This window comes from Paraburkholderia sp. HC6.4b (assembly GCF_014200875.1).
Lineage (GTDB): Bacteria > Pseudomonadota > Gammaproteobacteria > Burkholderiales > Burkholderiaceae > Paraburkholderia > Paraburkholderia tuberum.
In genome coordinates this window covers 227336-246812 of record NZ_JACHDC010000013.1, presented here as the reverse complement: position 1 = coordinate 246812, position 19477 = coordinate 227336, and the positions used below count along the sequence as shown (strand labels likewise).

The window sequence follows — 19477 nt, the reverse complement described above, 5'->3', positions numbered from 1 at the left end:
CCACCCCTTCCCATCCCGAACAGGACCGTGAAACGACTCCACGCCGATGATAGTGCGGATTGCCCGTGTGAAAGTAGGTAATCGTCAGGCTCCCCTCCAGTCAGAAACCCCACCCGCCGCGGTGGGGTTTTTGCGTTTACGCGGCCGACTTTGCGCGCTGTATCCGTCAGCGCAAGGTTACGCGTTCTGACATCCAGCGAGCCGTCGCACTGCCGCAGCGGGATCTCGCTCACCTCGTCCTGATCTCTCGCAGCGTTGTTGGTCTCGTACTAAATTCCAACTTCTGACGGGTTACGCTGACGGATACTGCGCGCTTCACTACTTTCCGATCCGCAACGCATCCGCGTAATCCGGCGACTTCCGACGCGGTCGTCCAAAATCCGTGTCCTTCTGGCTCGGCCGGTCAGCAGCTCCTCCAAACACGCTAAGCCCGCTTACGCGCCGGCGCTCGATCGGATCCCCCTGCGATAAAGCGGTCGAGTCTTTCGCTGGCCTCCGTAATCGCCCAAAGCGGAGCGCGATGCAGCTGCCGATCGTAGCTCGTTGCGATGGATGCAAAGAGCGCGAATCCCGCTTCGTCAAGTTTCCATTCGTTGCGTTCCCGACCTGCGTCGAACATCATCGCCGAGGCGCGGTCCGCGGCGTGGAGCTCTTCGTGGCTCATCGAGCCAAAGCCGGCATCAGCGAGGTAGCTGGTCAACAGCATGATCTGCGTGACCGTCTGCGCATCGCTCTTCGTACCGAGGCCGCGGCGCAGTGCGTCGAGCGACAGATGAACTCGCAACGCGAGATCGTCGGCGATCTGGCGCGCGATGGGCAACAGCATGGCTTTGGCATGCCGCGCGCGGGCGGCGCCAGTGTTGCGGAAAGGAATTGGTTGTGCCATGGAGATCCGAGGGGTTTGCCTGAGCACATGCAATAACGGCGCGCTTCGCAAAAGGTTGAGCCTTCATTGCGTTTTAGCCGCTTCCTTCGACGAAAACGTTTGCTGGCGGCCACTTGCGCGCAGATTGCCGGCACGTCGCGGCGTCCGTCGTCGAGCGAGTTGGCACCTACATCGCCCGCGATGCGCCGTTCACTCCCCACGAATCCAGCGGCTTTGCTTCCTATGCTTGCCCACGGAAAGGCGTCGCGCCGCATTGCCACCTCGCGCGCGTCCGGCCATCTACCTCGGCGAAACCTCTCTATCATGACGATTGGAACAACCTCGGCCAGCAAGCCGGAACGGAGCAAGTCCCGCCGGCAAGCGCCATCCAGCTGTCTTCGACCCGAGATGCATCGATGCAGACTCATTCATCCAACGTTGTCTCGACGCCCGCCGATTTGCGGATCGACGGCGCGCGGCTGTGGGACTGTCTCATGCAGCTCGCGCGGATCGGCGCGACCGACAAACGCGGTGTCTGCCGTCCAGCACTGACCGAACTCGACCGTGAGGCACGTGATCAGTTCATCGCGTGGACGAAGGAGATCGGCCGCACGGTGTCGGTCGACGCGATCGGCAATATTTTCGCGCGGAAGACGGGGCTGTGTGACGATCTGCCGCCCATAATGACGGGCAGCCATCTCGACACGCAGCCGACCGGCGGCAAATTCGACGGCAATTATGGTGTGCTGGCAGGGCTGGAGGTGCTGCGCCCGCTGGCCGAGGCCAACGTGCAGACCATCGCGCCGCTCGAGGTTGCCATGTGGACCAACGAGGAGGGCTCGCGATTCTTGTCGGTGATGATGGGCTCCGGCGTGTTCGCCGGCGCATTCACGCTCGAGCACGCGCTAGCGCAACGCGATCGCGACGGCGTAGCGGTGCGCCACGCGCTAGCGGCGATCGGCTATGCCGGCGAGCATCGCAAGTCGCACGCTGTCGGCGCATATTTCGAGGTGCATATCGAACAGGGGTCCGTGCTCGAAGCGCACGACAAGGTCATCGGCGTCGTGCAGGGCGCGCTCGGGCAGCGCTGGTACGACCTGACCGTGCACGGCATGGAAGCGCACGCGGGGCCGATGGGCGCTGCGCCGCGACGCGCTGCTCGTCGCCGCGGATCCGATCCATGCGGTGAACCGTATCGCACTCGATCACGCGCCGCATGGCCGTAGCACGGTCGGCTGGCTCGACGTGCATTCAAACTCGCGCAACGTCATTTCGGGCCGCGTGAAATTCAGCGTCGACCTGCGCGCAGCCGATGACGCATCGCTCACTGCGATGGACCTCGCATGGCGTGCAGCGTGCGCGCAGGCGGGCAGCAATGGGGGCAACGCCGCCACCAACGCCGCCGCCACCCGCGCGAGCAGCAGCTTGGACGCCCCCATCACTATCGACATCGAGCAGGTCGTCTACTTCCCGCCGCAGCGATTCGCCGCGCAATGGATCGCCGAGGTCAGGCAGAGCGCGGAGCGGCTCGGTGTGTCGTCGATGGACGTGGTCAGCGGCGCGGGCCACGACGCCGCCTGTCTCGCGCGCGGCGCACCCAGCGCGATGATCTTCGTTCCCTGCAAGGACGGCATCAGCCACAGCGAAATCGAGGACGCGCGCGCCGATCATCTGGAAGCCGGCTGCAATATGCTGCTGCAGGTGATGCCGAGCGCGGCGTCGAGAACGGGAGCATGCGCGCATGAAGGTCCTGATCGCACGAATGAACCACGAGACCAACACGTTCTCGCCAGTAGAGACCCCGCTGGCCGCATTCGGCCGCAACGGTCCGAGCTACGGCCGCGCCGCGTTCGACGAAAACAAGGGCATGCAAACCGCGATGGCCGCGTTCATCGACGCCGCCGAGCGCGTGCATGCCGAAATCGTGACGCCGATCTCCGCCATGGCGAATCCGAGCGGACCGGTCGACGCCGCCGCCTACGATACGATCTGCGACGCGATCGTGGCAGCCGCGACGGGCTGCGACGCGGTGATGCTCGATCTGCACGGCGCGATGGTCGCCGAGAACTCGACCGACGGTGAAGGCGATCTGCTCGGGCGCGTGCGTGCGTCGCTGCCGCACGCGCCGATCGCGGTCGCGCTCGATCTGCATGGCAACGTCACGCAAAAAATGATCGACAACGCCGACGTCATCGTCAGCTTCAAGACCTATCCGCACGTCGACATGTACGAGACTGGCGCACATGCAGCGCGCTTGCTGTTCGACATGATCGAGGGCCACGCGAAGCCGGTGATCGCGTGGCGTCAGCCGCCGCTGCTCACGCACACGCTGCGCAGCGCGGGCGTTGACGGCGCGATGAAACGCGCGCTCGATGCCGCGCGCGCCGCCGAGGCCGACGGCATGCTCGCGGTGTCGGTGCTGGCGGGCTTCTCGCTCGCCGATATCGAAGCGCCATGCATTAGCGTCGTCGTCGTGGGCAATGGCGAGCGCGCGGATGCGGAGGCGGTCGCCGAGCGCATCGCGCGGCAGATCTGGGACGAGCGCGACGATTTCGTCTATCGCAGCGCGCCGCTTGCCGAATCGGTCGCGCGGGCGGCGTCGCTGGCACGCGCCGCCGATAAACCGGTGCTAATGCTCGATCACGGCGACAACTGCATGTCGGGCGGCACGTGCGACACGATGGATTTGCTCGAGGAAGCGTTGAGGCAGGGCCTCGAAGGCATCGTCAGCGGGCCGTTGTGCGATCCGCAGGCGGTCGCGGCCCTGGCGGCCTCGGGTGTCGGTAGCACGGTCACGCTCGCGATCGGCAACAAGCTCACAAACGATGCATTGCCCTCGCGTTCGCCGCTTGCCCTGACCGGCGTCGTGCGCGCGCTGACCGACGGCGAATACGTGATCTGCGGCCCGACCTACACCGGCCAGCACGCGTACATGGGGCGCGCGGCAGTGCTCGACACCGGCACGGTGAAACTCGTCGTGACCGAACGAACGCATGAGCCGTGGGATCTCGGCGTGTTCGAGAGCGTCGGCATCGATCCGCGCCGCGCGCGTTTTCTGCTGCTCAAATCACGCATGTATTGCCGGCCGGTTTTCGTGCCGATCGCGGAGGCACTCGTCGAATGCGATAGCCGCGGCGTCACGAGTTCGGACTATGGTCTGTTCAGCTTCGAGCACGTGAAGCGGCCGGTTTATCCATTGGACCCTCACACCGAATGGACCGTGACGAACTGATCGACATGCATGCGTTTCGATAACTCGCGGCAAGGGCTTGTGCAGTCCGCATTGAGTCTCTATAATTCGCGCCTCTAAAGGCTCGTAGCTCAGTTGGTTAGAGCACCACCTTGACATGGTGGGGGTCGTTGGTTCGAATCCAATCGAGCCTACCAACGCATCTGTGACGTAGACGAAAGCGGTTCCGCTTTCGTCTACGGTCCTGTCAAATCGATCCAGTCGTTTCCTCAGTTTCGCCGTTCGGCATCACGTCCCCTTCGTTGTTGTTGTCCGCTCGTGGCCCGAAGCTCGTGCACGTTCACGCGCGCGCTCTCGCCGTTGCGTCGTCGTTCGACAATGCGCGGTACAGTTAGACCTTCCGCTTTCGCCGCCGACCCGACTGCCGTTCCCATTGCATCTTCGATCATGCGATGCCGGCAGCATCCAACGGAGCTGACGCAATGAAGAAGCTCATCAACGATGTGTCCACCGTGGTCCCCGAGATGCTCGACGGGCTCATCGCGCTCAATCCCCAACTCTCGCTGTTGCAAGGCGGCACGATCGTCTTGCGCGCCGATGCCCAGGCCATGGCCGCGCGCGGCGAGGTCGCGCTGATCTCGGGCGGCGGCTCGGGCCACGAGCCCGCGCACGGCGGCTATGTGGGCCACGGCATGCTGAGCGCGGCGGTGGCCGGCGAGGTCTTCACCTCGCCCTCCACCGACGCCGTGCTCGACGCGATACGCGCGGTGGCCGGCCCCGCTGGCGCGTTGCTGATCGTCAAGAACTACACGGGCGACCGCTTCAACTTCGGCCTCGCGGCCGAAATCGCGCGCGCCGAGGGCATCCTCGTTGAGATGATGATCGTCGCCGACGACGTCGCGCTGAGCGCGAGCGGCGATCACGCGGGCCGTCGCGGACTCGCGGGCACAGTGTTGGTTCACAAGATCGCGGGCGCGGCGGCCGCGCGCGGTTTGCCGTTGGCCGAGGTCGCGCGGCTCGCTCGGGAAGCGGCCGCGTCGCTCGGCACGATGGGCGTCGCGCTGACGCCGTGCACGGTGCCGGCTGCGGGCAAGCCGGGCTTCGCGCTGGGCGATGGCGAAATCGAATGGGGCCTCGGCATTCATGGCGAACCCGGCGTGGCGCGCGGCGCGCTGGAGCCGGCCGACGCGATCGTCGGCAAGCTGCTTGCAAAGATCGTCGACGATCTCGCGTTGCAGGCGGGCGAGCGCGTCGCGCTGCTCGTCAACAATCTGGGTGGCACGCCGCCGAGCGAACTCAACGTGGTGGCTGGTGCCGCGCTGCGCGAGCTTGCCGGGCGCGGCATCGAAGTCGCGCGCGCGTGGGCCGGCACGTTCCTGAGCGCGCTCGAAATGGCCGGCGTCTCGCTGACGCTGCTGCGTATCGATGACGAACGGCTGAGCCTGCTCGACGCCGCCTCACAGACGAGCGCATGGCCTGCGCTGAGCGGCCGCGTCGCGCAGGTCGCGGTGCGTGCGGCGCCACCCGCGCCGCAAAGCGCGAGCGGCGCGACGCTCGCGCGTGACGCGACGCTGCGGCGCGCGCTCGAAGCGGTCTGCGAGTGCCTGCTGGCAGCCGAGCCGACATTGACCGAAATGGACCAGCGCGTCGGCGACGGCGACCTCGGCATCAGCCTCGCGCGCGGCGCACGCGCGGTGCAGCTCGAGCTCGATTCCTACGCGTGCGCAACCACCCCGGGCGCGGTATTGCGCGGCATGTCGGCGACGCTGCGGCGCGTGGTGGGCGGCACGTCGGGTCCGCTGTACGCGGTGATGCTGCTGCGTGCGGCGGCCGCGCTCGAACAGTCGGGCGGGACCACCGCACGGCAATGGGCGACGGCGTTCAACGCCGGTGTCGATGGGTTGATGGAACTGGGGGGCGCGCGGCCGGGCGATCGGACGATGGTCGATGCGCTGAGGCCCGCTGCCGACGCGCTGCACGACGCACTCGCTCAGGGAGCGTCGACGGATGCCGCATTGCAGGCCACCGTCGTTGCGGCATGCGACGGCACGTCTCGTACCGCATCGATGCATCCGCGGCGCGGGCGTTCGAGCTATGTCGGCGAGCGCGCGCTCGGTCATATGGACCCGGGCGCGCATGCGGTCGCGTTGTGGCTCACGGCGATTCGCGACGCGCTTCCCGGTTAGGCGCAGGCGCACGCGAACGATACGGCGAACGCAAGGGACGAGCGCACTTTCGCAGCAGGGAAAAACTACGCCGCCGTCACGGCCGCAGCAGATCGAATCCCGCGAACGCCACGACGCCGCTCAGTGCGATCAGCGCCACCGAGTGCTGTCCAAGGTACAGCAGCCCGGCAGCGGATCAACACGTGACAGCGAATGCGGCAATACGTTTCATGCTTCCTTCTTCTACGACTCGAACTCAAAAACCGACTCAGAAGCCCAGCGTAACGGCCAGCAGTCCACTGACGACACCGCCCACCACCACTGCACAGGTCACCACCGTCAGCACGCGCCGCGGAAACGACCGCGCGAGCATCGCGAGCGACGGCACGCTGACGAGCGGCAGTGTCATCAGCAGCGCGCCGGCGGGGCCGGCGGCCATGCCGAACGACAGCATCGCCTGAATGATCGGCACTTCACCCGCGGTCGGAATCACGAACAGCGTGCCGGCGATCGACAGCGCGATGATCCACAGCAGGCTGTTGTCGACGTCCGGGCCGATGTGCGGAAACAGCCACGCGCGCGCCGCGCCGAGAATCAGCACGAGCGCGATGTATTCCGGCACGAGCCGCAGCGTCATGCGCCCCAGAATCGTGATCCAGCGCGAGAACGCGGTGCCTGGATCGTCGGCGCTGACCAGTTGCGCGACGGCCTCTCGCGACGCTTGCGCTTCCTGCGGCGTGACCATGCGGTTCACGACGTAGCCAAGGCCGAGCACCATCACGATGCCGAGCGCGAGGCGCAGGCCCATCCACTGCCAGCCGAGCACGAAGCCCATGAAGATCAGCGTAGCGGGATTCAGCGCGGTATTACCGAGCCAAAAAGCAATCGCCGCGCCCGGCGCCGCTTCACGCGCGCGCAGGCCCGCGACGACCGGCGCCGCGCAGCAGGTGCACATCATGCCCGGCAACGACATCAGGCCGCCTTTGACGACGCTGTTGAAGTCGGCACGGCCGAGCGTGCGCGCGACCCATTGCGGTGGAATCAGCGCCTGTACCGCGGAGCCGAGCAGCAGGCCGAGCACCATCGCCTGCCAGATTGCCTTGCCGTAAGCGAGCGCGAAGTCGATCGCGGCCTGCCATGAGGCCCCCGGCGCGCTCGCGGACGTGCCCATCAGGATCGACTTGCCGATCGAATGCTGGCTCGCGGCGACGAACGCGCGGTTGTAGTACGGAAACCACTTCACATAGAAGAGGCCGACGACGGCGATCAGCAGGAACACGATCCAGCCAAGCGTGACGCGGGGTTGCCGAAGGGTTGATTGCATGATGGTTGTTGAATGTCGTTGTGGATCAACCGACGACTAGCGTGCGGGTATCGAGCTGCGCGAGCAGCGTTTTCGCCTGCTCGACGATGTCGGCGTCGTTCGGGCGGAAATCGAGTTGCAGCGCGCGCGGCAACTGCTCGAAATGCTGGCCGCTGCTGCGCGCGTATGCGGGATCGTAGTGCCGTTCGATCAGTTCGCGCGCGAGCTCGGCGCGCCGGTTCTCGTCGACGAGCCGCAGCCAGCCCGTGACCCGCTCGCGGCTGTGCAGACCGATCAACCGTTCCAGCTGTCCCTTGAAGTAATCGGGATGCTCGAACAGATGCGCGTAATCCTGCAACAGAAACGCCGCGCGGTCCTCGCTGCTCGAGCGCACCTCGACGCACGCGCCGCGATGAAACGTTTCGAGCAGCGCGAGCGGCAGCGTGACGGAGCCGATGCGCCGGCTTTCCGCCTCGACGAACACAGGCCGGTTCACGTCGAAGTCGCGCAGCGCGGTGACGAGCAGCGTGTCGAAACGCTTTTGCGACGGCTGCGCCACGCCCGTATACGCGCCGAGCAGCGAGCCGCGATGCGCGGCGAGCGCCTCGAGGTCGAGCGTCTGCGCGCCGGCCTCATGCAGCGCCGACAGCAGCCGCGTCTTGCCGCTGCCGGTCGGGCCGACGAGCGCGATATAGCTGAAACGGCGCGGCAGGGTTTCGAGCCTCTCCAGCGTGGCGCGCCGGTAGCTCTTGTAGCCGCCGTCGAGTTGCCGCGCCGACCAGCCGATCATGTTGAACAGCGTCGTGACCGAGCCCGAACGCTTGCCGCCGCGCCAGCAGTAGATCAGCGGGCGCCAGTTGCGCGGCCGGTCGGCGAACGTGGTTTCCAGATGATGCGCGATGTTGCGCGCGACCAACGCCGCGCCGAGCCGCGTGCCCTCGAACGGCGACACCTGCGTGTAGGTCGTGCCGACCAGCACGCGTTCCTCGTTGCTCAGCACTGGCGCGTTGGTCGCGCCCGGAATATGGTCTTCCTCGAACTCGAGCGGAGTGCGAACGTCGACGATTTCATCGAAATCGCCGGCTTTGTCGAGGCTGACTAGAAGACTTTTCAAGGGAGTAGGGATAAAACGGACCGCGGGAAGACCGAAATTATCGCATGGGCGGCTCGTTCGGGCCGGTTATATGCGTCCTTCCCGGGGTTCTCCATTGACGTCCTTCGGCCGCCTACCTCAGATGACTTCGACCCGCGCTTGCCCGCTCACCAGCTCGCCGATCACCCGTGCGTCGGCAAAGCCATCGGCGCGGAACAGCGCGAGCACTTCGTCTACCGCTTCGGGCGAGCACGACACCAGCAGCCCGCCCGACGTCTGCGGATCGGTCAACAACGCGCGGCCGGCGGACGGCAAGGTGGCGGGCAGCACCACGTCGTGGCCGTAGGCATCCCAGTTGCGGCCCGATGCGCCGGTGAAAATGCCTGCTTGCGCGAGGCTCGCGACGTTCGGCAGCCACGGCAGGTCCGCGTAGCGCACGCGCGCGGTCAGCTTCGAGCCGCGTGCGAGTTCCAGCGTGTGGCCGAGCAGGCCGAAGCCGGTGATGTCGGTCAGCGCATGCACGCCGTCGAGCCGCGCCAGCTCGGCGCCCGGCCGGTTCAGCTTGGTGGTCGCGCTGATCATTGCCGCGTAGCCGGCCTCGTCGAGCCGGTCTTTCTTCAGTGCCGCGGACAGAATCCCGACGCCGAGCGGCTTGCCGAGGATCAGCACGTCGCCGGCCTGGCCGCCCGCGTTGCGCTTGACGCGCTTCGGATCGACGATGCCCAGCGCGACGAGGCCGTAAATCGGCTCGACGGAATCGATCGAATGGCCGCCCGCGAGCGGGATGCCTGCTTCTGCGCAGACCGATTCGCCGCCTTTCAGCACGGCCGCGATCACGTCGTGCGGCAGCACGTTGATCGGCATGCCGACGATCGCGAGCGCCATGATCGGCTTGCCGCCCATCGCGTAGACGTCGGAGATCGCGTTGGTCGCGGCGATGCGGCCGAAGTCGAATGGATCGTCGACGATCGGCATGAAGAAATCGGTGGTCGCGACGATCGCCTGGTCTTCGTTGAGCTTGTAGACGGCGGCGTCGTCGGCGGTGTCGTTGCCGACCAGCAGGTCGGGGAAGAATGGCAGCGGCGCGCTGCGCTTGAGCAGATCGGCGAGCAGGCCGGGCGCGATCTTGCAGCCGCAGCCGCCGCCGTGCGACAGGCTCGTCAGGCGGGGCGACTGGCTTGCTTGGACTTGGGTCATGGGGGCGAGAGTTGGGGTTCGTCGAATGACCGCATTATGAGGGTTGTTTTCACACTGTGCAGCGTCGGCACGGGCGCAAACTGGCTCTATGCCGAACCCGTTTCGAACCCCGTTTTGCCGAGCAAGCGGCACGTACGCGCGATGAAACGAATTCTTTACGCTACAACGCAATTCCGCGGCGCCCGGGTAGTTCGTAGGAGCGCAATAGTCCGCCGATGAGGTCGAGGGAGTCACTATTCGCGGATGCAGCATGAACAGTGCCCAGCAGCGGGAATAAATCGTGCCAGCAGGGTGCCGTCCTTTCCAATGACTTTCGCATGTCCCATCTACCGGGGTGGCGAATGCACTACGCTGCATGTCGCGAAACGGCATCTATAATCAATTTTGTCCCCAAAAGAGCCGAGGCCATGCAATGACGCAAATGACTCGGCGACAATTCCTGAAGGTCTCTGCCACGACACTTGCCGGATCGAGCCTGGCCCTGATGGGCTTCTCGCCGACACCCGCGCTGGCCGAAGTCCGTCAGTACAAATTGTCGCGTGCGACTGAAACCCGCAACACCTGCCCGTACTGTTCGGTGGGCTGCGGCATCCTGATGTACGGTCTTGGCGACGAGGCCAAGAATGTGAAGACGAGCATCTTCCACATCGAGGGCGACCCCGACCATCCGGTCAATCGCGGCACGCTGTGCCCGAAGGGCGCGAGCCTGATCGACTTCATCCATAGCTCGAGCCGTCTGCGCTATCCCGAGTACCGCGCGGCCGGGGCGAGCGAGTGGAAGCGCATCTCGTGGGAAGACGCGCTAGACCGCATCGCGAAGCTGATGAAGGAAGACCGCGACGCGAACTTCGTCGAGACGAACGCGGACGGCAAGAAGGTCAACCGCTGGCTGACTACCGGCATGCTCGCGGCATCGGCCGGCAGCAACGAGGTGGGTTATCTGACGCACAAGACTGTTCGCAGTCTTGGCATGCTCGGATTCGACAATCAGGCGCGTGTCTGACATGGCCCGACGGTGGCAGGTCTTGCCCCGACGTTTGGCCGTGGAGCGATGACGAACCATTGGGTCGACATCAGAAACGCGGACGTGATTCTCGTGATGGGCGGCAATGCGGCCGAGGCACACCCATGCGGTTTCAAATGGGTCACCGAAGCCAAGGCGCACCGCAAGGCGCGTCTGATCGTGGTCGACCCGCGCTTTACGCGTACGGCGTCGGTCGCGGACTACTTCGTGCAGATCCGCACCGGTACGGACATTGCGTTCCTCGGCGGGGTGATCAACTACCTGCTGACGAACGACAAGATCCAGCACGAGTACGTGAAGAACTACACGGACGTGCCGTTCATCGTGCGCGAGGATTTCGCGTTCAAGGACGGCCTGTTTTCCGGCTACCACGCCGACACGCGCAGCTACGACAAGACCTCGTGGGACTACGAGCGCGGCGACGACGGCTTCGCCAAGGTCGACCCGACGCTGCAGGACCCGCGCTGCGTCTATCAGCTGATGAAGCAGCACTACTCGCGCTACACGCCCGAGCAGGTCGAGAAAATCTGCGGCGTGCCGAAGGAGAAGTTCCAGCACGTGTGCGAGATGCTCGCGTCGACGTCGGTGCCTGGGCGCGCGGCCACGATCATGTACGCGCTCGGCTGGACGCATCACTCGGTCGGCTCGCAGATCATCCGCACCGGCGCGATGGTGCAGCTGCTGCTCGGCAACATCGGCATCGCGGGCGGCGGCATGAACGCGCTGCGCGGCCATTCGAACATCCAGGGCCTGACGGATCTCGGCCTGATGTCGAACCTGCTGCCGGGCTACATGACGCTGCCCATGGAAGCGGAGCAGGACTTCGACGCCTACATCGCGACGCGCGCCAAACAGCCGCTGCGGCCGAACCAGCTGAGCTACTGGCGCAACTATCGCGCGTTCCACGTGAGCTTCATGAAATCATGGTGGGGCGACAAGGCGACCGCCGACAACAACTTCGCTTTCGACTATCTGCCGAAGCTCGACAAGTCCTACGACCTGCTGCAGGTCTTCGAGCTGATGAATCAGGGCAAAATGACCGGCTACCTCGCGCAGGGCTTCAACCCGCTTGCCGCCGCGCCGTTCAAGGCGAAGAACGGCGCGGCGCTGGCCAAGCTGAAGTGGCTCGTGATCATGGATCCGCTCGCGACCGAAACGTCGGAGTTCTGGAAGAACTACGGCCCGTTCAACGACGTCGACAGCGGCTCGATCCAGACAGAGGTGTTTCGTCTACCGACCACCTGCTTCGCCGAGGAACGCGGCTCGCTCGTTAGTTCGAGCCGGGTGCTGCAGTGGCATTGGCAGGGCGCGGACGGTCCCGGCGAAGCGAAGAGCGACCTCGATATCATGGCGGGGCTGTGGCTGCGTATTCGCGACGCTTATCGCAAGGACGGCGGCAAGTATCCCGATCCGATCCTGAACATGAGCTGGCCGTATGCGAACCCGGAAAGCCCGACGCCCGAAGAACTCGCGATGGAGTACAACGGCAAGGCGCTCGCGGACGTCACCGATCCGAAGGACACGACCAAGGTGCTCGCGAAGAAGGGCGAGCAGCTCGCGAGTTTCGCGCTGCTGCGCGACGACGGCTCGACCTCGAGCGGCTGCTGGATCTTCTGCGGCGCGTGGACCCAGGCGGGCAACCAGATGGGCCGCCGCGACAACTCGGACCCGACCGGCATCGGCAACACGCTGAACTGGGCCTGGGCATGGCCGGTGAACCGGCGGGTTCTGTACAACCGCGCGTCGTGCGATCTCAGCGGCAAGCCGTTCGATCCGACGCGCAAGCTGATCGCGTGGAACGGCAGCACGTGGTCGGGCGCCGACATTCCGGACTTCAAGGTCGACGAGCCGCCCGAAGACGGCATGAATCCGTTCATCATGAATCCGGAAGGCGTGGCTTGCTTCTTCGCGCGCGAAGCTATGGTGGAAGGGCCATTCCCCGAGCACTACGAGCCGTTCGAAACGCCGCTCGGCTACAACCCGCTGCATCCGGACAACAAGTTGGTCGTCAGCAATCCTGCGGCGCGCGTGTTCCCGGACGACATGGCCACGTTCGGCACGCACGAGAACTTCCCGCATACGGCGACCACCTATCGTCTGACCGAGCATTTCCACTACTGGACCAAACACGCGCGTCTGAACGCGATCATCCAGCCCGAGCAGTTCGTCGAGATTGGCGAAGACCTCGCGAAGGAGATCGGCGTGGTAGCCGGCGACCGGGTCAAGGTGAGCTCGAACCGCGGCCACCTGGTTGCCGTCGCGGTCGTGACGAAGCGGATCAAACCGCTGATGATCGAAGGCAAGAAGGTGCAGACCGTCGGGCTGCCGCTCCATTGGGGCTTCAAAGGGCTCGCGAGGCCGGGCTATCTCATCAATACGCTGACGCCCCCGGTGGGCGACGGGAATTCGCAGACACCGGAATTCAAGTCGTTCCTCGTCAAGGTCGAAAAGGCATAAGGAAAAGAGATGGCACTGCAATCACTGGACATCAGACGCGTTTCGGCCACCACCACGCAGCCGCCGGTGATTCGCGAGCCGGCCACGGGCACGGTCGCGAAGCTCATCGACGTGTCGAAGTGCATCGGCTGCAAGGCGTGTCAGACGGCTTGCATGGAGTGGAACGATCTGCGCGACGAGATCGGCGTGAACGTGGGCGTCTACGACAACCCGCCCGATCTCACCGAGCATTCGTGGACCGTCATGCGGTTTGCCGAGTACGAGAATTCCGCCGGCGATATCGAATGGCTGATCCGCAAGGACGGCTGCATGCACTGCGAGGACCCGGGCTGTCTGAAGGCCTGTCCGGCGCCGGGCGCGATCGTGCAGTACACGAACGGCATCGTGGATTTCCACCAGGAGAACTGCATCGGCTGCGGCTTCTGCATCGCCGGCTGCCCGTTCGACATCCCGCGTATGTCGAAGAAGGATCACCGCGTATACAAGTGCACGCTGTGTTCGGATCGTGTGGCGGTCGGCCAGGAGCCGGCGTGCGTGAAGACCTGCCCGACCGGCGCGATCATGTTCGGCACCAAGGAGGACATGAAGCAGCAGGCCGAGGACCGCATCGTCGATCTGAAGGAGCGCGGTTTTCAGAACGCTGGCCTGTATAACCCGGACAAGGTCGGCGGCACGCATGTGATGTACGTGTTGCACCACGCCGACCGGCCGTCGCTGTATCACGGCCTGCCGGACGATCCGCGCATCAGTCCGCTGGTCTCGTTGTGGAAGGGCATCGCCAAGCCGATCGGGCTCGCCATTATGGGGATCGCCGCGCTCGCGGGCTTCTTCCACTACACGCGCGTCGGCCCGAACGAGGTGTCCGAGGCCGACGAAGCCGCAGCCGTCAAGGAAGCCGAAGAAGCACGCCGTTCGCGGGAGGGTACGCAATGAACCACTCTGAGCACACCGACTTCACGGACCTGAAGGGCAACCGACTGATCGTGCGCTATACGCCGAACGAGCGCACGAATCATTGGATCACCGCGATCTGTTTCATCCTGCTTGCGCTGTCCGGTCTCGCGCTGTTCCATCCGTCGATGGCGTTTCTGTACGTGGTACTCGGCGGCGGGCAGTGGACGCGGATTCTGCACCCGTTCATCGGCTGCGTGATGTTCATCTCGTTCCTGATTCTTGCGTTGCGCTTCTGGCATCACAACTATCTGGACCAGGCGGATATCCAGTGGATGAAGCAGATCGGCGACGTGCTGAACAATCGCGAGGAACGCCTGCCCGCAATCGGCAGGTACAACGCCGGGCAGAAGCTGCTGTTCTTCGTGATGGTGATCTGTATGCTGCTGCTGTTGCTGAGCGGCATCGTGATCTGGCGGCGCTACTTTTCGTTCTATTTCCCGATTGGTGTGATCCGGCTCTCGGCGCTCGTGCATGCCGTGACGGCATTCCTGCTGATCGTCGGCATCATCGTGCATATCTATGCGGCGCTGTGGGTCAAGGGCTCCATAGGTGCGATGACGCGCGGCACCGTTACCTATGGCTGGGCGCGCAAGCATCATCCAAACTGGTTCAGGGAAATCATCGGCAAGTAAAGTATGCTCAATCGGCGCTGCCCCAGCGCATGTTTCAATGCGCCGCACGCAGCGCCCCTCGCACCGGGCCGCCGCGCCTCGTCGATGACGGGCGGCGGCCCTTCAGTTTTCAGAGGTCGATATCTTGACTCAACGCATTCTCGAAGCCGCCGACATCGAGTCGCTCGATCCCTCGGCAATACCCCGCATCCGCATGCCCGAGCGGCTCGCGGTGTTCGCGCCGCGCGCCGCGCGCCTGCGTCAGCTCGCCTCGCGCGGCAATCCGATCGCCGGCTACCTGCGGCTGATGGCGGCGCTCGCCGATGCGCAGCAGGCGGTGCTCGCGCACTTCAAGGCCCAGCCACCGAGCCCCGAGCTGATCGCGAGCGCGCAGCAGTATTCGATGCCGCTGATTCCGGCGCTGTCCGGCGCGCGCGATCCGGCGTGGCGCGACGTGCTGCTACAACTGCTCGACAGGATCGAAGCGGCGGGTCCCCCGTTGACGCCGCCGCTCGTGGCGTTGTTCGCGCGCCTGCGCTCGCTCGACGTCGCCGCGCTCGAAGCGCAGGCCGACGCGATCTTCGCGCAGCGCTTCGCCGACGTCGATCCGGCGAGCGCGCCGTTCATCATGGCCGCGCTGCAGGTCGTATGGACCGACCTCGCCGCCGACATCGACAAGCGCGCCGTACCGTACCTCGACACACCGGGCCTGTGCCCGGTGTGCGGCTCGCATCCGGTGGCGAGCACGCTGCGCATCGGCGGCGCGTACGACAACTATCGCTATCTGCAATGCGGATTGTGCGCGACCGAATGGCATATGGTCCGTAGCAAATGCTCGAACTGCGATTCGACGAAGGGCATCGCGTACCAGGTAGCCGGCTCGCCCGACGCCGACGCAGCCGCGCGCGAGGCCGAATCGAAAAACGCCGCGCTGAAGGCGGAGTCGTGCGACGAATGCCATACTTACCGCAAGATCGGCATTCAGGCGAAGGACTACGAGTTCGATCCATTCGCGGACGACCTCGCGAGCCTCACGCTCGATCTGCTGATGGGCGCGGAAGGTTACCGGCGCGCGTCGCCGCATCCATGGCTGTGGCCGGAGCAGACGGCCGGCGCGGCCGAAACGGAGGGCGACGAGTCGGCCTGACGGCGACCTGACCGGAGCCAAGTTCAAAACGACATAAGGATTGCTCGTGAGCGATGTGAGCAGCTCGGCATTGCGCGCGCTGATGGCGCGCGTGCCGTCGGTGGACAAGGTGTTGGCGTCGGAAGAGTTCGTGCCGCTCATCGGCGCATACGGCCGCACCCAGGTACTCAACGCGCTGCGCGACGCGCTCGATGCGTGGCGCATCAGCGCGCAATCGGGCGATGCGGCGGCCAACCCGGCGGTGAGCGCGCTCGATACCGCGCAGCTGCATGCGACGGTCGCCGCGGCGCTGCTCGCGCGTAACGCGTCGCGGCTGCGCAGCGTGTTCAATCTGACCGGCACCGTGTTGCACACGAACCTCGGCCGCGCGCTGCTGCCCGATGAGTCGGTACGCGCGGTGATGAGCGCGCTCACGCAACCGGCCAACCTCGAGTTCGATCTTGCCACCGGCACGCGCGGCGACCGCGACGATCTGATCGACGATCTGATCTGCGAGCTGACCGGCGCCGAAGCGGCGACCATCGTCAATAACAACGCCGCCGCGGTGCTGCTCACGCTGTCCGCGCTCGCGGCGAAGAAGGAAGTGGTGGTGTCGCGCGGCGAACTCGTCGAAATCGGCGGCGCGTTTCGCATTCCCGACATCATGAGCCGCGCGGGCGCGAAGCTGCGCGAAGTCGGCACGACGAACCGCACCCATCTGAAGGACTATGAACAGGCGATCAACGCGCGTACCGCGCTGCTGATGAAAGTCCACGCGAGCAACTATGCGATCAGTGGCTTCACGAAGGAAGTCGGCATCGAAGAGATCGCGCCGCTCGCGCACGCGCGCGGGCTTGCGGTCGCCGTCGATCTCGGCAGCGGCACGCTCGTCGATCTCGCCGAATGGGGCTTGCCGCGCGAGCCGACGGTGCGCGAGACCGTCGCGGCCGGCGCCGATCTGGTCACGTTCAGCGGCGACAAGCTGCTCGGCGGCCCACAGGCCGGGTTGATCGTCGGGCGGCGCGATCTGATCGCGAAGATCAAGAAGCATCCGCTGAAGCGCGCACTGCGGGTCGGCAAGCTGACACTCGCGGCGTTGGAGCCTGTGCTCCAGCTGTATCGCGCGCCGGAGAAGTTGACGGAGCGGCTGACCACGCTACGGCTCCTCACGCGGCCCGCCGAAGATATTCACGGCGCCGCGCAGCGCGTGTTACCGGCGCTACAGCAGGCGATCGACGCGCGCTACAGCGTGGCCGCGGAGCCGATGTTCAGCCAGATCGGCAGCGGCGCATTGCCCGTCGACGTGCTGCCGAGCTATGGCCTCGTCATCAGGATGAGCGACGGCAAGCGCGGCGGCCGTCATCTGCTCGCGCTCGAAAAGCAGTTGCGCGAGATGGCGCGGCCGGTGCTCGGCCGGATCGCGGACGACGCGTTGCGGCTCGATCTGCGCTGCCTCGAAGCCGCCGACGAAGCGCAATTGATCGCACAGCTGATCGCGCAATCGAAAAGCAACTGAAGGACGGGCACGCATGATCGTCGGTACTGCTGGGCATATCGACCACGGTAAAACGAGCCTCGTGAAGGCACTCACCGGCGTCGACACGGACCGGCTCAAGGAAGAAAAAGCGCGCGGCATTTCGATCGAGCTCGGCTACGCGTACGTGCCGCTCGACAATGGCGACGTGCTCGGTCTGATCGACGTGCCGGGCCACGAAAAGCTCGTGCATACGATGACCGCGGGCGCGAGCGGCATCGACTTCGCGCTGCTCGTAATCGCCGCCGATGACGGCGTGATGCCGCAAACGCGCGAACATCTGGCGATCGTCGAACTGCTCGGCATCCGGCGCGGCGCAATCGCGTTGACGAAAGTGGATCGCGTCGACGACGAGCGCCTGCGCGAAGTGCGCGATGAAGTGAGTGTGTTCGTCGCTGGCAGCGTGCTGCGCGACGCACCGATATTCGATACCTGCGCGACGCGCGCGAGCGATGCGGGCGTCGCCGCGCTGAACGCGCATCTGCACGAGCAGGCCGCCGCATGGCGCATGAAGCGCGACGACGGCCTGTTCCGCCTCGCCGTCGATCGCGTGTTTACGCTCGCGGGGCAGGGCACGATCGTCACCGGGACCGTGGTGGCGGGCAGCGTGAGCGTCGGCGACACGATGCTGCTCGCGCCGAAAAACGAATCGGTGCGCGTGCGCAGCATCCACGCGCAGAATCGCCCCGCCGAAACCGGTCGCGCCGGCCAGCGTTGCGCGCTGAATCTGGCGGGCATCGAGAAGAGTGCGATCGAGCGCGGCGACTGGATCGTCGATCCGCGACTGTCGCAAGCGAGCGAGCGCATCGACGTCGCATTGACGCTGCTCGCCGACGCGCCGCACGCGCTCGAACATTGGGAGCCGCTGCACGTGCATCTCGGCACGCAGCATCAGGTTGCGCATGTCGCGCTGCTCGAAGGCGACACGCTCGCGCCCGGTCAGCGCGCGCGCGTGCAACTCGTGTTCGAGCTGCCGCTGTGCACGGTGCCGGGCGATCGCTTCGTCGTGCGTAACGCTCAGGCCAATCGCACGGTGGGCGGCGGGCACGTGCTCGATGCGTTTGCTCCGGCGCGCAAGCGGCGCTCGCCGGAGCGCTTCGGCTGGCTCGACGCGATGCAGACGCTGCTCGACACCGGCTCACTCGACGCGCTGTTCGCTCGCGCGCCGCACGGTTTGTCGCGGGCGTTGCTGGAGCGCCTCACGGGGATGCAGGCGGCGGCGCTCGCGTTGCCCGCCGCGACACGCACGATCGAACTGCCGGGCCATGACGCGCTGCTGGTCGCGGACGCGACATGGCACACGCTCGAGGGGCGCCTGACGAGTGCGCTCGCGCAATATCACGAGCGCTCGCCCGACGAACTCGGCCCGGACGTGTCGCGCTTGCGGCGCATCGCGGCGCCACTGGTCGACGACGCCCTGTGGCGCGCGCTGGTCGACGATGCGGCGGCGCGTGGCCAGCTCGTCAGACGCGGACCGTGGCTGCATTTGCCCGGCCACGCCGTGGCGCTCGACGCCGCCGATCAGGCGCTTGCCGCGACGCTGCTGCCCGAGATCGAGGCGGGGCGTTTCGATCCGCCGTGGGTGCGCGAGCTCGCGAACGCGCACGGTGTGCCGGAGGAGCGCGTGCGTCAGTTGCTGCGCAAGCTCGCGCGTCAGGGCGAGCTGTTCCAGGTCGTGCATGACCTGTTCTACCACCAGCAGGTGATTCGCGAACTTGCGTCGATCGCGGCGGCGGAGGCGCACAAGAACGGCGGCACCGTGGCGGCCGCGCCGTTTCGCGACGCGACCGGGCTCGGCCGAAAACGCGCGATCCAGCTTTTGGAGTTCTTCGACCGGGTTGGGTATACTCGCTTCCACCGTGGCCTGCACCTCGTGCGCACGGATAGCCGCTGGCTCGATCTGCCTTGATCTGGCTGGCGGTCTGTTTCTATCGGGCTCGCGTCATTCAATCACCGTA

At 65.7% G+C, this 19477-nt stretch carries 12 protein-coding genes, 1 tRNA gene and 1 pseudogene; 10 read left to right on the top strand and 4 right to left on the bottom strand.

Annotated elements, in window-relative coordinates; translation table 11 throughout:
- Positions 1 to 424 precede the first annotated feature (424 nt).
- Complete coding sequence (locus HDG34_RS21020) at positions 425 to 886, bottom strand: hypothetical protein (protein ID WP_184062015.1); 462 nt, start codon at positions 884 to 886, stop codon at positions 425 to 427.
- 395 nt (positions 887 to 1281) lie between these two features.
- Here HDG34_RS21020 and HDG34_RS21015 point away from each other — a divergent pair.
- The 4 genes and pseudogenes from HDG34_RS21015 to dhaK all read left to right on the top strand — a co-directional run.
- Positions 1282 to 2599: pseudogene (locus HDG34_RS21015) on the top strand (Zn-dependent hydrolase); the annotation flags it as partial.
- A 7-nt stretch (positions 2600 to 2606) separates the two neighbouring features.
- On the top strand, positions 2607 to 4097 hold the full coding sequence (locus HDG34_RS39345) for a M81 family metallopeptidase (protein WP_260321272.1): 1491 nt from the start codon (positions 2607 to 2609) through the stop codon (positions 4095 to 4097).
- 78 nt (positions 4098 to 4175) lie between these two features.
- A tRNA-Val gene (locus HDG34_RS21010) sits at positions 4176 to 4252 on the top strand.
- Between the two features lie 285 nt (positions 4253 to 4537).
- Positions 4538 to 6241, top strand: coding sequence for a dihydroxyacetone kinase subunit DhaK (gene dhaK, locus HDG34_RS21005; protein WP_184061994.1), 1704 nt, complete (start codon positions 4538 to 4540; stop codon positions 6239 to 6241).
- Positions 6242 to 6488: 247 nt separating this feature from the next.
- Here the strand turns inward: dhaK and HDG34_RS21000 are convergent, their stop codons facing one another.
- From HDG34_RS21000 to selD, 3 genes are all read right to left on the bottom strand, one after another.
- Positions 6489 to 7544, bottom strand: coding sequence for a permease (locus HDG34_RS21000; RefSeq protein ID WP_184061993.1), 1056 nt, complete (start codon positions 7542 to 7544; stop codon positions 6489 to 6491).
- A 25-nt stretch (positions 7545 to 7569) separates the two neighbouring features.
- Positions 7570 to 8637, bottom strand: a complete 1068-nt coding sequence (mnmH, locus tag HDG34_RS20995) for a tRNA 2-selenouridine(34) synthase MnmH (RefSeq protein WP_184061992.1) — start codon at positions 8635 to 8637, stop codon at positions 7570 to 7572.
- Positions 8638 to 8754: 117 nt separating this feature from the next.
- Positions 8755 to 9813, bottom strand: coding sequence for a selenide, water dikinase SelD (gene selD, locus HDG34_RS20990; RefSeq protein ID WP_184061991.1), 1059 nt, complete (start codon positions 9811 to 9813; stop codon positions 8755 to 8757).
- Positions 9814 to 10225: 412 nt separating this feature from the next.
- On the opposite strand from selD, the gene fdnG reads away from it, so the two are divergent.
- From fdnG to selB, 6 genes are all read left to right on the top strand, one after another.
- On the top strand, positions 10226 to 13294 hold the full coding sequence (gene fdnG / locus HDG34_RS20985; protein ID WP_184061990.1) for a formate dehydrogenase-N subunit alpha: 3069 nt from the start codon (positions 10226 to 10228) through the stop codon (positions 13292 to 13294).
- Between the two features lie 9 nt (positions 13295 to 13303).
- On the top strand, positions 13304 to 14227 hold the full coding sequence (fdxH, locus tag HDG34_RS20980) for a formate dehydrogenase subunit beta (RefSeq protein ID WP_184061989.1): 924 nt from the start codon (positions 13304 to 13306) through the stop codon (positions 14225 to 14227).
- Complete coding sequence (locus HDG34_RS20975) at positions 14224 to 14880, top strand: formate dehydrogenase subunit gamma (RefSeq protein ID WP_184038987.1); 657 nt, start codon at positions 14224 to 14226, stop codon at positions 14878 to 14880. The genes fdxH and HDG34_RS20975 overlap by 4 nt, the downstream gene beginning before the upstream one ends.
- A 124-nt stretch (positions 14881 to 15004) precedes the next feature.
- Positions 15005 to 16006 (top strand): formate dehydrogenase accessory protein FdhE, encoded by a 1002-nt coding sequence (fdhE, locus tag HDG34_RS20970; protein WP_090808552.1) that lies wholly within the window; start codon positions 15005 to 15007, stop codon positions 16004 to 16006.
- 46 nt (positions 16007 to 16052) lie between these two features.
- Positions 16053 to 17501 (top strand): L-seryl-tRNA(Sec) selenium transferase, encoded by a 1449-nt coding sequence (gene selA / locus HDG34_RS20965; RefSeq protein ID WP_184061988.1) that lies wholly within the window; start codon positions 16053 to 16055, stop codon positions 17499 to 17501.
- A gap of 13 nt (positions 17502 to 17514) precedes the next feature.
- On the top strand, positions 17515 to 19428 hold the full coding sequence (gene selB, locus HDG34_RS20960; protein ID WP_184061987.1) for a selenocysteine-specific translation elongation factor: 1914 nt from the start codon (positions 17515 to 17517) through the stop codon (positions 19426 to 19428).
- Positions 19429 to 19477 lie beyond the last annotated feature (49 nt).